The organism is Streptococcus sp. FSL W7-1342 (assembly GCF_037966635.1).
GTDB classification, from domain to species: Bacteria; Bacillota; Bacilli; order Lactobacillales; family Streptococcaceae; genus Streptococcus; species Streptococcus salivarius_D.
In genome coordinates this window covers 2009977-2024495 of the sequence record NZ_CP150200.1, presented here as the reverse complement: position 1 = coordinate 2024495, position 14519 = coordinate 2009977, and the positions used below count along the sequence as shown (strand labels likewise).

General features: G+C 39.8%; 15 protein-coding genes. 9 read left to right on the top strand and 6 right to left on the bottom strand.

Annotated features, from left to right (window positions below):
• Positions 1-17: 17 nt before the first annotated feature.
• The 5 genes from NSQ79_RS09400 to NSQ79_RS09380 all read right to left on the bottom strand — a co-directional run bounded on the left by NSQ79_RS09400 (position 18) and on the right by NSQ79_RS09380 (position 4506).
• The gene (locus NSQ79_RS09400) at positions 18-1040 is read right to left on the bottom strand and encodes an NAD(P)H-dependent glycerol-3-phosphate dehydrogenase (protein ID WP_022496721.1); all 1023 of its coding nucleotides are present in this window, start codon (positions 1038-1040) and stop codon (positions 18-20) included.
• Between the two features lie 118 nt (positions 1041-1158).
• On the bottom strand, positions 1159-1719 hold the full coding sequence (locus NSQ79_RS09395; protein ID WP_037611116.1) for an MptD family putative ECF transporter S component: 561 nt from the start codon (positions 1717-1719) through the stop codon (positions 1159-1161).
• A gap of 8 nt (positions 1720-1727) precedes the next feature.
• Positions 1728-2519: a formate/nitrite transporter family protein gene (locus NSQ79_RS09390; protein WP_002885797.1), complete on the bottom strand. Its 792-nt coding sequence runs from the start codon at positions 2517-2519 to the stop codon at positions 1728-1730.
• Positions 2520-2637: 118 nt separating this feature from the next.
• A complete protein-coding gene (locus NSQ79_RS09385) occupies positions 2638-3885 on the bottom strand; it encodes an NAD(P)H-dependent oxidoreductase (RefSeq protein ID WP_164332140.1) in 1248 nt (415 codons plus the stop codon).
• 18 nt (positions 3886-3903) lie between these two features.
• Entirely contained in the window at positions 3904-4506 is a 603-nt protein-coding gene (locus tag NSQ79_RS09380; RefSeq protein WP_002886986.1) for an NADPH-dependent FMN reductase, read from the bottom strand.
• 208 nt (positions 4507-4714) lie between these two features.
• Between NSQ79_RS09380 and NSQ79_RS09375 the strand changes: the two genes are divergently transcribed.
• The 5 genes from NSQ79_RS09375 to NSQ79_RS09355 all read left to right on the top strand — a co-directional run bounded on the left by NSQ79_RS09375 (position 4715) and on the right by NSQ79_RS09355 (position 8428).
• A complete protein-coding gene (locus tag NSQ79_RS09375) occupies positions 4715-5161 on the top strand; it encodes a dUTP diphosphatase (RefSeq protein WP_164332141.1) in 447 nt (148 codons plus the stop codon).
• Positions 5162-5171: 10 nt separating this feature from the next.
• Positions 5172-5639, top strand: a complete 468-nt coding sequence (locus tag NSQ79_RS09370) for an isochorismatase family protein (RefSeq protein ID WP_164332142.1) — start codon at positions 5172-5174, stop codon at positions 5637-5639.
• Positions 5636-6997, top strand: a complete 1362-nt coding sequence (radA, locus tag NSQ79_RS09365) for a DNA repair protein RadA (protein WP_072903619.1) — start codon at positions 5636-5638, stop codon at positions 6995-6997. The genes NSQ79_RS09370 and radA overlap by 4 nt, the downstream gene beginning before the upstream one ends.
• An 87-nt stretch (positions 6998-7084) precedes the next feature.
• Positions 7085-7780, top strand: coding sequence for a TIGR00266 family protein (locus tag NSQ79_RS09360; protein WP_002885783.1), 696 nt, complete (start codon positions 7085-7087; stop codon positions 7778-7780).
• Positions 7781-7930: 150 nt separating this feature from the next.
• Positions 7931-8428 carry a carbonic anhydrase gene (locus tag NSQ79_RS09355; protein ID WP_002885818.1) on the top strand — a complete coding sequence of 166 codons (498 nt, stop codon included), beginning with the start codon at positions 7931-7933 and terminating at the stop codon, positions 8426-8428.
• Between the two features lie 95 nt (positions 8429-8523).
• Here NSQ79_RS09355 and NSQ79_RS09350 read toward each other — a convergent pair whose 3' ends face one another.
• Positions 8524-8877, bottom strand: coding sequence for a DUF3397 domain-containing protein (locus NSQ79_RS09350; protein WP_002885872.1), 354 nt, complete (start codon positions 8875-8877; stop codon positions 8524-8526).
• Positions 8878-9048: 171 nt separating this feature from the next.
• Between NSQ79_RS09350 and rplK the strand changes: the two genes are divergently transcribed.
• From rplK to gltX, 4 genes are all read left to right on the top strand, one after another.
• Positions 9049-9474 (top strand): 50S ribosomal protein L11, encoded by a 426-nt coding sequence (gene rplK, locus NSQ79_RS09345; protein WP_002885648.1) that lies wholly within the window; start codon positions 9049-9051, stop codon positions 9472-9474.
• Positions 9475-9573: 99 nt separating this feature from the next.
• A complete protein-coding gene (gene rplA / locus NSQ79_RS09340; RefSeq protein WP_002885800.1) occupies positions 9574-10263 on the top strand; it encodes a 50S ribosomal protein L1 in 690 nt (229 codons plus the stop codon).
• A gap of 179 nt (positions 10264-10442) precedes the next feature.
• On the top strand, positions 10443-12413 hold the full coding sequence (locus NSQ79_RS09335) for a peptide ABC transporter substrate-binding protein (protein WP_048790871.1): 1971 nt from the start codon (positions 10443-10445) through the stop codon (positions 12411-12413).
• A 236-nt stretch (positions 12414-12649) separates the two neighbouring features.
• A complete protein-coding gene (gene gltX / locus NSQ79_RS09330; RefSeq protein WP_037611119.1) occupies positions 12650-14104 on the top strand; it encodes a glutamate--tRNA ligase in 1455 nt (484 codons plus the stop codon).
• Positions 14105-14519: the final 415 nt, after the last annotated feature.

Sequence of the window (14519 nt, the reverse complement as noted above, 5' to 3'; positions counted from 1 at the left end):
GAGAACTCCTTAGATTTTTATTTTTTATCCCATTCATTTTCAGAGCGCAATTCATTGGACATCATATTGAGAATAGATTCCTTGATATCAGCACCCTCATAGATAGATTTGTAGATTGCTGTTGTTATTGGCATGTAGACGCCGAGTTCTTGGGCGATTTCATAGGCAACCTTTGTGGTTGAAATACCTTCGATAACCATTCCCATGTTACGTTCAATGTCTTCTAGCTTTTCTCCACGACCGAGCGCATCCCCAGCACGCCAGTTACGTGAATGGATAGAGGTTCCTGTAACAATAAGGTCACCAACCCCAGATAGACCGCTGTAAGTCAAAGGATCAGCCCCAAGTTTCACACCAAGACGAGTAATTTCCGCAAGGCCACGAGTAATAACGGCTGCCTTAGCATTGTCCCCATATCCCATACCGTGGAGGGCACCAGCACCTACCGCGATAATGTTTTTAAGAGCACCAGCTGTTTCAACACCAATCACATCTGAATTGGTGTAGAGGCGGAAGTAGCTATTGCTGAAAATACCTTGGACATAGCGTGCCGCTTCAAGATCCTTAGATGCTGCTGTAATCAAAGTGATATCGCGAACAATAGTTTCTTCAGCGTGGCTTGGACCAGATACGACAACAATCTCACTACGAAGTTCCTTAGGAATCTCTTCTTCAAGGATTGTTGAAAGACGTTCGTGTGTTCCAGGTTCTAAACCTTTTGAAGCATGCATGACAACAACTTCGTGGTCCAAAAGTTCAGCAACTTGCTTAGCAACTAAGCGAGTGACCTTGGTTGGAACAACAAAGAGAACAGCGTCGACACTATCTAGGGCTTCAGATAGCTCTTTGTAGGCTTTAATGTTTTCATCCAAAACCACATCCTTGAAGTAGCGGGTATTGGTGTGTTTCTCGTTAATTTCATCAATTTGTTCAGGGATGTTTCCCCAAATACGGACCTCGTGTCCGTTGTCGTTGAGTACCTGAGCAAGGGCAGTTCCCCATGAACCAGGGCCCAAGACAGCGATTTTTTGTTTTTTCATCATTAGGTCTCCCTTTAGGTCCTTTCTAACAAAGTAGAAAAAGACTGTATTCTTTCTCATTATAACATAAGAAAAGCATGTTTGTCTTGTACTCTCTGTTAGGAGGGCTGCTGGCTATTTATTTTTTTAGCCAATTTTGGGCAATGTAGCCCCCAATGAGAGCAGCCATGAGTGTTCCTCCAATCAGAGTTAGGACATGACTGGCTGTAAAGGGAACCATAACTTGATTTACATAATCTTGAGTTTTCCCTTTGGCTAGGAGCTGTGCGATATAGGCTTTGGGTGCAAGCCACATGGTGATAATGGGTGCTAAGTTCCCTAGAGAAAAGATCATATAGGAAAGTAAATTAAGTTTACTATTCTCATAGTTCCCTTTCTTAGCTAGAAGGTCAGCAACAAGGCCAGCTAGCAAGCTAGGAAGAAAGGCTAGAACAAAGTGCCCAGAGGCAAAGAAAAAGAGGGACATAAAGATACCCAGACAGGTAATTGCTCCAAATTGTTTTGTCTTTCTGATAAGCCCCAAGTAGACCCAGCCTGCAAAGATAGCCGCTAAAGCAGGGGTATGATACATATTTTTGACTTTGAAAAAGATTAAATCAATAGCCACTGCAAGGGCTAGGCAAATAAAATAGAGTAGAATAGCTAGGCTGGTTTGTTTGATGAATGTTTTTTGACGCATGTGGTCTCCTAATCAATGTGAGGTGTTTTAGTTTTATTGAGCCAAGAATATGCCAAACCGATGAAAATACCTCCGCCAATCCAGTTACCGAAGAAAACGACTACCCACTGACGTAGAATATTTGCCAAAGTGAAATTATCCACAGCATCACGCACGCCGTTGAAACCGAGCAACATGAAAGAAGCAAAGTTCGCAATCAAGTGTTCATTAATCAAAAATACAAACATAAAGATAGCTGATAGCGCAATGAAAATTTTAGCAGATTCTTCTTTGAGGAGCATGTAGCCCAAGATGGCAATATTAACGAACATATTAGCTGTAATACCTTCTGTAAAGTTCATCCAATCTGTTTTTCCAAGCTTGGTTGAGACAGCAGTAACTAAGAAACTCTTGTCAGTCAAATGTTGGAAAGAGAAGGATTGGTTGAAGAACCAGGCCAAGATAAGGGCACCGACAAAATTAAAGAAGGTACAGTAGAGGAGGATGGTACACACCTTGCTCCATTTGATTTTACCATAATAGGCACCACTGGTCAGGAACATCATGTTTGAAGTAGCCAACTCTCCATTGAATATGAGAACGAAGACCAGTCCGATGGCAAAGATAAAGGCAAAGACAAAACGAGAAAGGGCTGGAATACCTGTTGCGATAACATCCGCACCAATAATTCCTACAGCAGTCGACATGGTAAGATAAGCTCCTGCAAGCATAGAACGCAAGGCATAGCGCCCCAGACTTTCGTCAAAGAGAGCTTCTTTTTTAGCGCAAGCAGCGAAAACTTTTTCTTGAAATTGAGACATAGGTTTACCTCTAAAATGTGTGGCATGGAGCATGGGCAAATGCGCAAGCTCGAGTGAAAACAAGTCTAAGATGACCATGAAAAAAAGTCAGGACATTTTGTCCCAACTTTTCCAAGTCTTAATATGAGGATGCTCCGGATGTGGCATCTGCGGCTGAAGATGCATCTCCGTGACCACCAGCATCTGATGCTCCAGATGTGGCGTCGCTACCGCCATGACTAGCTGCAGCTGGTGCAAAAGGACCGCTTCCTCCGACAAGGCGTTGACCAGTTGTTTCGAGATACCAGTCAAGCCATGGTTTAAAGTTAAAGACGATTTCATTGATTCCTGCATAAGAACCATCATCATAGTACATAGCCTGATAGTTATGCGTATTGATAACTCCTTCAGGTGACCCTGGGACAATCGTACGAACGTATTCTTGGTTACCATTACGGAGTGTACCGATAACCCATTCCACATTTTTCATACGAGCTGGTGGAAGTGAGCCGTGAACAGTTGACATACGGCTACCAGATTGAGGTGGCACACGTTTGGCAAACATAGTGTCAGGATCTTGATGGGCGTTATTGTAGTATAGGAACTGGTTATTATCATCGGCATAGGTCAATTCAAATGGCATAGCCTTGAGGAACATGTCAATTTGATTAACTGTCAAGATACCGTGGTCTAATTTTACGTAGGTATCGCCAGATACCGCACCAGTAATTTCAGCTACTTTTTCTACCCATTCAGGATCATCAGGGTCGACCTCAGTAACAGTTGTAGCGATTGGGTTGTTACAATCCAAGTCTTCAGGTTCGATTGGTTTTGGTTTTTTCAATTTAGAAACCACTCCTACATATTGGATGAAATTATCTAAGCATTGTTCAAGGAAGTTAATAGTACCTTCGTTAGTAATGTTCCCCTCAAGGTCAAAAGCTTCTTTAGCCTTTCCAAGCAAGAATTCATTACCTGGAAGTGTATAAGCATTAACACCAGGCGCTTCAAGGATTTTACGCAAATGCACTTGGGCACGTGAAGTCCCTTGATCGTAGTAAGAAGCACCAACAATCATTACAGGCTTGTTTTCAAAAGGGTGCACTTCGAATGATAGCCACTCTAATACTGATTTAAGTGCTGCAGAGATAGTGTGGTTGTGCTCAGGTGTTGCAATGATGACACCGTCAGCGCGTGTAATTTTGTTATTAAGTAAGCGAAGTTGGAAACTTTCATTCCATTTTTCATCTTGGTTAAACATAGGAACGTCATCAATTTCCAAAACTTCAAGTTCAAATTTAATTTTAAAATGTCTTCTGATAAATTCGAGCAGTTTACGGTTATATGATTGATCATAATTTGCTCCAACGAGTCCAACAAATTTCATAGTTTCTATTCTCCTGTCTTATAGGCTTTCCCAGTCGAAGTCTTCAGCTTCTTTATGTAATAACTCTGTAGCATGTGAGAGTTTACCAGTAATTTTGACGTAGAGACGGAAGTCATCGAAAATAGCATCTAATTTTTTGATGACATCGAGGTCAACTAAATCACCATTGCTATCAAAAGCTTGAAGGGAATGTGAAAGCAAGAATTCGTCTGGAAGCACATTAGCTTTGATTTCTGGAGCATTCAAAATTTGACGAAGTTGTAGCTGTGCACGAGAAGCTCCTAGAGTTCCATAAGATGCTCCTGTAATCATAACAGGCTTATTCAAAAGAGGGAAAACACCGTATGAGACCCAAGCTAAAGCATTCATGAGAACAGCTGGAATTGAGTGGTCATACTCAGGTGTTCCAATAATAACCCCATCAGCCTCATCGATTTTTTTAACGATTTCAAGGACACTTTCTGGCAATTGTTTGTTAGCGGGTTTGTTAAAGACAGGGAGGTCTTTGATTTCAACAAGTTCGATGTCTGCCTTATCTGCAAAATGTTTCTGAATATATTGCAATAATTGTCTATTAGTTGAACGTTTTGAATTCGTACCAACAAGTCCGATGAATTTCATGACAATTCTCCTTAAAAGTATTATATCTAGTATTATGTTAGCGTTTTCCTGGTTAAAAGTCAATCTTCGTTTAATGAGAAACTGATTAGATTATTACCTTTGTCATCTTATTTCGAATAGATTATAATAGGATAGATTTAAAAGTCTGAAGCTAGCATGGCTAGTTTATACAAATACTAGTCAATAGATGTATCGAAAGGAAAAAATAATGACAAAAATTCGTGGATTTGAACTTGTATCAACGTATAACAATCAGGACTTGCTTCCAAAACGTGAGACAGCTCATGCTGCAGGTTATGACTTAAAGGTGGCAGAGAACACTGTCATTGCTCCTGGGGAAATTGTTCTCGTCCCAACAGGTGTTAAGGCTTACATGCAACCTGGTGAGGTCCTCTATCTCTATGACCGTTCGTCAAACCCTCGCAAAAAAGGCCTGGTTTTGATCAACTCAGTTGGCGTTATTGACGGCGATTACTATGGAAATCCAGGAAATGAAGGTCATATCTTCGCCCAGATGAAAAATATTACTAATCAGCCCGTGACTCTTGAAGTTGGCGAACGCATCGTTCAAGGTGTCTTTATGCCCTTCTTGATTGTAGATGGAGACGAAGCTGATGGTGTTCGTACAGGTGGCTTTGGATCGACTGGACAGTAGAGGAAGCAAAGTGGCAGATTATTTGTTAGTAATCGATATGCAGTCAGATTATGTTGCTGTAGGAAAAGCATATCATGAAGAACTGATTGCAGCTGTAAATGACAAAATTGCTAGCTATCCTAGCGACCGGGTTATCTATATTCTCAATCGTTTTTTCTGGGAGAGAAAAGATAGAAAGAAGAAATTTGCGACCGGCTTGCTGCTTGTATCTTCTCGTATTTTTGAGAAGTGTCGGGCTTCTTGCTTTACTAATCCAGATTTAAAAGATTTTTTAGAGGGAAATGGTGCTAAAAGCATAGAGTTTATAGGGGTAGATGGCAATGGCTGTGTTAAGGCTTCCGTTTTGGCGGCTATCAAGGAGAACTATCAGGTTTCCGTAGATTTGTCCGCTGTCGGAGTTGCCAACCAGAAGAAATTTCAAAAAACATTGCATAAGTGGCACTCTGCTGGAGTAAGCGTAGAAGGAGAATTATCATAGCTAAGAAAAAATCAACTTTTGTTTGTCGAGAATGTGGCTACAATTCACCCAAATATCTAGGGCGTTGTCCCAACTGTTCTTCTTGGTCCTCTTTTGAGGAAGAAGTTGAGGTGCAGGAGGTAAAAAATGCTCGTGTTAGTTTAACGGGTGAAAAGTCTAAACCTACTAAATTAAAAGAAGTCTCTTCAATTAATTATGCCCGCATAAAGACTGACATGGACGAGTTTAACCGTGTTTTAGGTGGCGGTGTGGTTCCGGGTAGTCTGGTTCTTATTGGAGGAGATCCAGGGATAGGGAAATCGACTCTTCTCTTACAAGTGTCAACACAGCTGGCTAACAAGGGAACTGTCCTCTATGTTTCTGGGGAAGAATCTGCCGAGCAAATCAAATTGCGGAGCGAACGTTTAGGTGATATTGATAACGAATTTTATCTTTATGCTGAGACTAATATGCAAGCCGTTCGCAGCCAAGTGGAGGCTATAAAACCCGATTTCCTCATTATCGACTCTATTCAGACCATCATGAGTCCAGAGATTTCAGGCGTTCAAGGCTCTGTATCTCAGGTTCGTGAAGTTACTGCTGAACTCATGCAGATTGCCAAAACCAATAACATTGCTACATTTATTGTTGGGCATGTGACCAAGGAGGGACAGTTGGCTGGACCACGTATGTTGGAACACATGGTGGATACTGTGCTCTATTTTGAGGGTGAACGTCATCATACCTTCCGTATTTTACGAGCAGTCAAAAACCGTTTTGGTTCAACTAATGAGATTGGGATTTTTGAGATGCAGTCTGGTGGTTTGGTAGAAGTGCTAAATCCTAGCCAAGTTTTCTTAGAGGAACGCCTAGACGGAGCCACAGGTTCTGCCATTGTTGTAACAATGGAAGGTAGCAGACCTATCTTAGCTGAAGTTCAAGCCTTGGTGACCCCAACCGTCTTTGGTAATGCCAAGCGGACAACAACAGGACTGGATTTTAACCGCGTCAGCCTCATTATGGCTGTTTTAGAGAAACGTTGTGGTCTTCTTCTCCAAAATCAAGATGCTTATTTAAAATCAGCTGGTGGTGTCAAATTGGACGAGCCGGCTATTGACCTTGCTGTTGCCGTTGCCATTGCTTCTAGTTACAAGGAGCTTCCAACCAATCCACAAGAAGCCTTTATAGGAGAAATTGGCTTGACCGGAGAGATACGCCGAGTAACTCGCATTGAACAGCGTATTAATGAAGCTGCTAAACTAGGTTTTACTAAGATTTATGCTCCCAAAAATTCTCTGCACGGCATGAAAATTCCAGAAGGTATCCAGGTGGTTGGCGTTACGACAGTGGGAGAAGTACTCAAAAAAGTCTTTTCTTAAAAAAGTGATAAAAAAGTCAATTTGAAAACGTTTGCAAAATTATATCTCCAATGCTATACTTTTCATAAGGATAGGGAGGTATTTATTATGCAATTTTTCACAGACAGCAACATGCAATTCCCTTTAGTAGAGTTATCTCTTAATCAAGGTGAAACAGTCTTTATCCAGCGTGGCAGTATGGTATATCACACACCAAATGTGACACTGAGTACCAAATTGAATGCCAGTGGATCAGGTCTAGGTCGCTTTGTAAAAGCCGTTGGGCGTTCAATGGTTTCGGGCGAAAGTAGCTTTATTACTCAGGTTGTCTCACAGTCCAATAACGGTTATATAGCCTTGGCCCCTGATTCTCCTGGTCAAGTGATTCCACTTTATTTAGGTGAAAAACAGTACCGACTAAATGACGGTGCCTTTCTAGCACTTGATGGCACAGCTTACTATACAATGGAGCTCCAGTCAGTTGGTAAGGCTATTTTTGGTGGTCAGGGTGGTTTCTTTGTGATGACAACCCAAGGTCAAGGAACACTCTTGGCGAATGCCTACGGTTCTATTAAAAAAATTGAGCTAAACAACCAAGAAGTGACTATTGATAATGCTCATGTCGTTGCCTGGAGTCAGACACTTGATTACAATATTCACTTGGAAAATGGTTTCTGGCAGTCTATTGGGACAGGAGAGGGTGTTGTGAATACCTTTAGAGGAACAGGTGAAATTTATGTTCAAAGTCTCAATCTTCAAACCTTTGCAGGCTTGCTTAATAGATACTTACCAAAACGTTCATAGTATAAATTGAAGGAGAGTGGATGCTTGTTAGCATCTATTCTCCTTTTTATATTGCGAACTCAATAGCTGACAAGTTAATAAAAAGATGATAAGATAGTGTTTAAATAATTTGATAGTCAAATTATTTTCTTCATTAGAAAGTGAGTTATTATGTCTTATTTTGAAAACTTTCTCAATGCCAACAAAGCCTATGTTGACCTCCACGGGACAGCCCATCTTCCCTTGAAACCAAAGACTAAGGTGGCTATTGTGACTTGTATGGATTCACGCCTTCACGTTGCCCAGGCCTTGGGGTTGGCCCTAGGTGACGCTCATATTTTGCGTAATGCGGGTGGTCGTGTGACGGAAGATATGATTCGTTCTTTGGTCATTTCTCAACAACAGATGGGGACACGAGAAATCGTAGTTCTTCACCATACAGATTGTGGTGCTCAGACCTTTAAGAACGACGAGTTTACCGCCTATCTCAATAAGGAACTTGGTGTTGATGTTTCTGATCAAGATTTTCTTCCATTCACAGATGTAGAAGAGAGTGTTCGTGAAGATATGGCTATTCTTCGTCAGTCACCGCTTATCCCTGAGGATGTTATCATCTCCGGTGCGGTTTATGATGTAGATACTGGTCGAATGACTCAAGTTCATCCCTAATACCGAAAAGTTTAGCAGGCATGATTGCCTGCTTTTTTCATGGTTTGACATAAAAAAACTCAGCATAAAATATAAATGCTGAGTTAATCTAGTTTTTAAGAAACGATAAAAATGAGAATCACAGTCCCTAAATAGAAAAGACTGGTGATAAAAAAGCTGATACGCCAGAATAACTTAAGAAAACGTTTAAACTTGAAAGATTGTGTTTTTCTTAGCATCTGAATTGTGATAATTATAGCCGCCAAGGATAATAAGATAGTGATGTAAGGCAGAAAGCTATGGGTGAAGAAACGGGCTGACACAGCAACCACCTCAATAAAATAAAGTGGGAAGGTAAGGTCAGCAAAATTAAGCCCGAGGTATTTTAAACTAAAGAATCGGTGGATGATAAAAGCAAAGATAGGTGTTAAAATCAAAAAAGCTATAGCAAAGAATTTATATAGAATCATAAGTCTATTTTACCTCGAAAAGTCCTTTATGTAAATTTTTTCCTAAACTTAATAAGAAATTCTTGCATCTAAAAAGAATTTCTGTATAATAGATAAGGTATGTAAAAACATACTTGTGGGAGGTAACAAAACTTACTTACCGCCAAAACCACAATAGGAGGAAATTACAAAATGGCTAAAAAAGTCGAAAACATCGTAAAACTTCAGATTCCTGCTGGTAAAGCGACTCCAGCTCCACCAGTTGGACCAGCTCTTGGTCAAGCCGGAATCAACATCATGGGATTCACTAAAGAGTTTAACGCTCGTACAGCTGATCAAGCTGGTATGATCATCCCAGTTGTTATCTCTGTGTATGAAGATAAATCATTTGATTTCATCACTAAAACACCACCAGCTGCTGTTCTTTTGAAAAAAGCTGCAGGTGTTGAAAAAGGTTCAGGTACTCCAAACTCAGTTAAAGTTGCTTCAGTAACTCGTGCACAAGTACAAGAAATTGCTGAAACTAAAATGCCTGACTTGAACGCTGCAAACATCGAATCAGCTATGCGTATGATCGAAGGTACTGCACGTTCAATGGGATTCACTGTTACTGACTAATTCAGTTAACAAGAAAACCACAGACGTCGTCTCACTTCGCTGAGTGACGTGGAAGATGAAAGTCGTTATGACCACATTACACAAGGAGAAATAATTAACATGGCTAAAAAAAGCAAACAAATGCGTGCTGCTCTTGAGAAAATCGACAGCACAAAAGCTTACAGCGTAGAAGAAGCTGTAGCTCTTGCACAAGAAACTAACTTCGCAAAATTCGATGCTACTGTTGAAGTATCATACAACCTTAACATCGACGTTAAGAAAGCTGACCAACAAATCCGTGGAGCAATGGTATTGCCAAACGGTACTGGTAAAACTCAACGCGTTCTTGTATTTGCTCGTGGTGCTAAAGCTGAAGAAGCTAAAGCAGCAGGTGCTGACTTCGTTGGTGAAGACGAACTCGTTGCTAAAATCAACGGTGGATGGCTTGACTTTGACGTTGTTGTTGCAACACCAGATATGATGGCAATCGTTGGTCGTCTTGGACGTGTCCTTGGACCACGTAACTTGATGCCAAACCCTAAAACTGGTACAGTAACTATGGACGTTGCTAAAGCAGTTGAAGAGTCTAAAGGTGGTAAAATCACTTACCGTGCTGATAAAGCAGGTAACGTACAAGCTATCATCGGTAAAGTTTCATTCGAAACTGAAAAATTGGTTGAAAACTTCAAAGCATTTAACGATGCAATCCAAAAAGCTAAACCAGCTACAGCGAAAGGTACTTACATCACAAACCTTTCAATCACTACTACACAAGGTGCTGGTATCAAAGTTGATCCTAACTCATTGTAAGAGTAGTAAAAAACCTATCTTCGGATAGGTTTTTTTCTTACTCTAGACACGAAATTTGAGTAGAAAATAAAAAATATTCAGAAAGTAGTGCTGCTTTTTCGAATTTATGGTATAATTTAAGCGTATACACATAATTATTGATTTTGAACTTTTTACGTTGCGAATTAAGGAGGCAATGAATGAAAAAGAGTAAGGTATTTTTACTAGCAACCGTAGGCCTGTTATCTGTAGGTGTTTTAACGGCTTGCTCGTCATCAAGTAAGACGTCTGGTAAGACTTATAATTATGTTTACGGTGGCGATCCTGCAACCCTAGACTATGTTTCTACAAATAAGAAAAACATGACGACAGCCGTTAGTAACGGTGTTGATGGTTTGTTTGAAAATGACCAATATGGGAATCTAAAACCTTCTGTCGCTGAAAACTGGTCTGTTTCTCAAGATGGTTTGACATATACTTACAAGATTCGTAAGGGTGTCAAATGGTACACTTCAGACGGTGAAGAATATGCCAATGTAACAGCTAAAGACTTTGTAACAGGTCTTAAGCATGCTGCTGATACTAATTCTGAAGCGATTTATTTGCTACAAAACTCAGTTAAGGGCTTGAATGATTACCTGTCAGGTGCCAACAAGGACTTCTCAAATGTTGGTATCAAAGCAGTTGATGATTACACTTTGCAATATACGCTTAGCCAACCAGAACCTTACTGGAATTCAAAATTGACCTACTCTGTTACTTGGCCTGTTAATGAAGATTTCTTGAAATCTAAAGGTAAAGACTTTGGTAAGTCAACAGACCCAACATCTATTCTTTATAACGGTCCATATCTTCTTAAATCTTTGACAACGAAATCTTCTATTGAGTTCACCAAGAATGAAAACTACTGGGATAAGGATAATGTCTATTTTGATACAGTTAAATTGACTTACGATGATGGTACAGACCAAGAATCCTTGGAACGTAACTTCACTGATGGAGTCTATAACTTAGCTCGTCTATACCCAACTAGCTCAAACTATTCTAAAGTTGAAAAACAGTACAAAGACAATATTTTCTATACACAACCTGGAGCAGCTGTAGAAGGTGTCGGTATTAATATCGATCGTCAAACTTATGACCATACATCTAAAGAAAATGATCAACAAAAGACATCAACTAAGACAGCTCTTCTTAACAAAGATTTCCGTCAAGCATTAGGTTTTGCCATTGACCGTACAAATTACGCCGCACAACTTAACGGTAAAGAGGGTGGTAGTACTGCCGTTCGTAATATCTATGTTAAACCAGACTTTGTTCAAGCAGATGGTAAGGATTTCGGAACAATGGTAATGGATCAACTTCCAGCTTATGGTGATGAGTGGTCTGGTGTGAATCTTGCAGATAGTCAAGATGGTCTTTATAATCCAGAAAAAGCTAAGGCTGAATTTGCTAAAGCCAAAGAAGCTCTTCAAGCAGAAGGGGTTCAGTTCCCAATCCATTTGGATGTTCCTGTCAATCAGTCAAATAAAATCTTTGTGAACCAAGTGCAGTCACTTAAACAATCTATTGAATCAGCTCTTGGAAAAGATAATGTTGTACTTGATCTTCACCAATTGTCAACTGATGATTTCTATAACATTACCTACTCTGCTTCAAATGCAGCGGCAGAGGATTGGGATTTGTCAGTAGGTGTGGCTTGGGAGCCTGATTACCTTGATCCATCAACTTATCTTGATGTTTTGAAGACTACAAATAGTGAAAATACTAAATCTTTCATGGGTTATGACGATCCAAATAGTCAAGCGGTTGAAAAAGTAGGTCTTAAAGAATATGACCAATTGGTTGATGATGCTTCTAAGGAAACAACAGACTTGACGGCTCGTTATGAAAAATATGCAAAAGCTCAGGCATGGTTGACGGATAGTGCACTTTATATCCCAACGACTACTTATAACGGTGCAGCCGCTGTAGTTTCTCGTATTAAGCCATTCTCAGGTGCTTATGCTCAAGCTGGTGATAAAGGTTCTACATACTACTTCAAGTATCTTAAATCTCAAGATGATATTGTGACTAAGAAACAATACGATTCAGCTTATAAAGATTGGCTTAAAGAAAGAGCGAAATCTAATGACAAAGCTCAAAAAGATCTTGCCAAACACGTTAAGTAATCTATCGAAAACGTCTACCTTTAGGTAGTCGTTTTTTTAACAAAATTTCTCGAACCACCCCTAGATTGTGATATAATAAGAAAGATTGGTACTCGCTTCTAGATTTTTATTTGGAAAGTTTGGGGGATAGAGTTGCCTACTGGTACTTATCATCTTAAGGTTAGTCCTAAGGAAGGGACTTTAGGCTCAATAGGTATCCAAAGACTGAAGAATGAAACAAAAAAAGGAGATTTATCTTGGCTAAAGATATCCGCGTTCGTTACGCACCAAGTCCAACAGGGCTTCTACACATTGGTAATGCTCGTACAGCATTGTTTAACTACCTTTATGCACGTCATCATGGTGGTACATTCATTATCCGTATTGAAGATACTGACCGTAAACGTCACGTTGAAGATGGTGAGCGTTCACAGCTTGATAACTTGCGTTGGTTGGGAATTGACTGGGATGAAAGTCCTGAAACACACGAAAACTATCGTCAATCAGAACGTTTACCGCTTTACCAAAAATATATTGATCAACTTTTGGCAGAAGGTAAAGCCTATAAGTCATACGTAACTGAAGAAGAGTTAGCTGCAGAGCGTGAACGTCAAGAAGCAGCTGGTGAAACTCCTCGTTACATTAACGAGTTCCTTGGCATGACTGAAGAAGAAAAAGCTGCCTACATCGCAGAACGTGAAGCGGCAGGTATTGTACCTACAGTTCGTTTGGCGGTTAATGAGTCAGGGATTTATAAATGGCATGATATCGTTAAGGGAGATATCGAATTTGAAGGTGGTAATATCGGTGGTGATTGGGTTATCCAGAAGAAAGATGGATACCCAACTTACAACTTTGCGGTAGTTGTTGATGACCACGATATGCAAATTTCACACGTTATCCGTGGAGATGATCATATTGCCAATACACCAAAACAACTCATGGTTTATGAAGCTCTTGGTTGGGAAGCCCCTGAGTTTGGACACATGACCCTTATCATCAATTCTGAAACTGGTAAGAAGTTGTCTAAACGTGATACTAACACCCTTCAATTTATCGAAGATTACCGTAAAAAAGGTTACCTTCCAGAAGCAGTCTTTAACTTCATTGCTCTTCTTGGTTGGAATCCTGGCGGTGAAGACGAAATCTTTTCTCGTGAAGAACTCATTAAACTTTTTGATGAAAACCGTCTAAGCAAGTCACCAGCGGCCTTTGACCAGAAAAAATTGGACTGGATGAGTAACGACTACATTAAGAATGCAGATTTCGATAAGGTCTTTGCTCTTTGCAAACCTTTCTTGGAAGAAGCTGGTCGTTTGACAGATAAAGCTGAAAAATTAGTGGAACTCTACAAACCACAAATGACAGCAGCAGAAGAAATTGTCCCTCTTACAGATCTCTTCTTTGAAGATTTCCCAGAATTGACAGAGGCTGAAAAAGAAGTTATGGCTGGTGAAACAGTACCAACAGTACTTAAAGCCTTTAAAGCCAAACTTGAAGCTATGTCTGATGATGAGTTTGTTGTTGAAAATATTTTCCCACAAATTAAGGCTGTTCAAAAAGAAACAGGAATCAAAGGGAAAAATCTCTTCATGCCAATTCGTATTGCTGTTTCAGGAGAAATGCACGGTCCAGAATTGCCAGATACTATTTTCTTGCTCGGACGTGAAAAGTCAATCAAACATATTGATCAAGTTCTTGCAACACTATAAAAACAAACCCAACAATTGTTGGGTTTTCGAATGCACATAAGCGATATGTCAATGATTATATGATAATTGCTAATCCTACTTTTGTAATATAATGATGATATTTCGTAACCATATCATCATTTTCAAAACTTTAAATTAGTTTTATAATAGATTGGTAATAAAAATTAGGGAGGAGTGAGCATTATGAGAAGATTTGGTTGGTATTTCTACTACGTTATCGGCATGTACCCATAAAAAGAGGTAATGAGTCAGTTGAAGAGCTTGGTTTTTCTAAGCTCTTTTTTATGTTTATGAAAAGTAAGGGATATGTGGGGTCGTCTGATGTTAGATTGTTCTCAATCAGGAAAAAATAGCTTTATATTTTTAGCTTTTTCTAATAGGAGTGACGCTAAATTATATATTTATGTTACAATAA

Bases quoted from the DNA above. Each gene is read 5' to 3' on its own strand.
- NSQ79_RS09375 (WP_164332141.1), top strand. From the start codon at position 4,715: ATGACAAAAATTCGTGGATTTGAACTTGTATCAACGTATAACAATCAG.
- rplK (WP_002885648.1), top strand. From the start codon at position 9,049: ATGGCTAAAAAAGTCGAAAACATCGTAAAACTTCAGATTCCTGCTGGT.
- NSQ79_RS09350 (WP_002885872.1), bottom strand. From the start codon at position 8,877: ATGATTCTATATAAATTCTTTGCTATAGCTTTTTTGATTTTAACACCT.
- NSQ79_RS09360 (WP_002885783.1), top strand. From the start codon at position 7,085: ATGCAATTTTTCACAGACAGCAACATGCAATTCCCTTTAGTAGAGTTA.
- NSQ79_RS09380 (WP_002886986.1), bottom strand. From the start codon at position 4,506: ATGAAATTCATCGGACTTGTTGGTACGAATTCAAAACGTTCAACTAAT.
- NSQ79_RS09355 (WP_002885818.1), top strand. From the start codon at position 7,931: ATGTCTTATTTTGAAAACTTTCTCAATGCCAACAAAGCCTATGTTGAC.
- NSQ79_RS09400 (WP_022496721.1), bottom strand. From the start codon at position 1,040: ATGAAAAAACAAAAAATCGCTGTCTTGGGCCCTGGTTCATGGGGAACT.
- NSQ79_RS09335 (WP_048790871.1), top strand. From the start codon at position 10,443: ATGAAAAAGAGTAAGGTATTTTTACTAGCAACCGTAGGCCTGTTATCT.
- NSQ79_RS09390 (WP_002885797.1), bottom strand. From the start codon at position 2,519: ATGTCTCAATTTCAAGAAAAAGTTTTCGCTGCTTGCGCTAAAAAAGAA.
- NSQ79_RS09395 (WP_037611116.1), bottom strand. From the start codon at position 1,719: ATGCGTCAAAAAACATTCATCAAACAAACCAGCCTAGCTATTCTACTC.
- rplA (WP_002885800.1), top strand. From the start codon at position 9,574: ATGGCTAAAAAAAGCAAACAAATGCGTGCTGCTCTTGAGAAAATCGAC.
- NSQ79_RS09385 (WP_164332140.1), bottom strand. From the start codon at position 3,885: ATGAAATTTGTTGGACTCGTTGGAGCAAATTATGATCAATCATATAAC.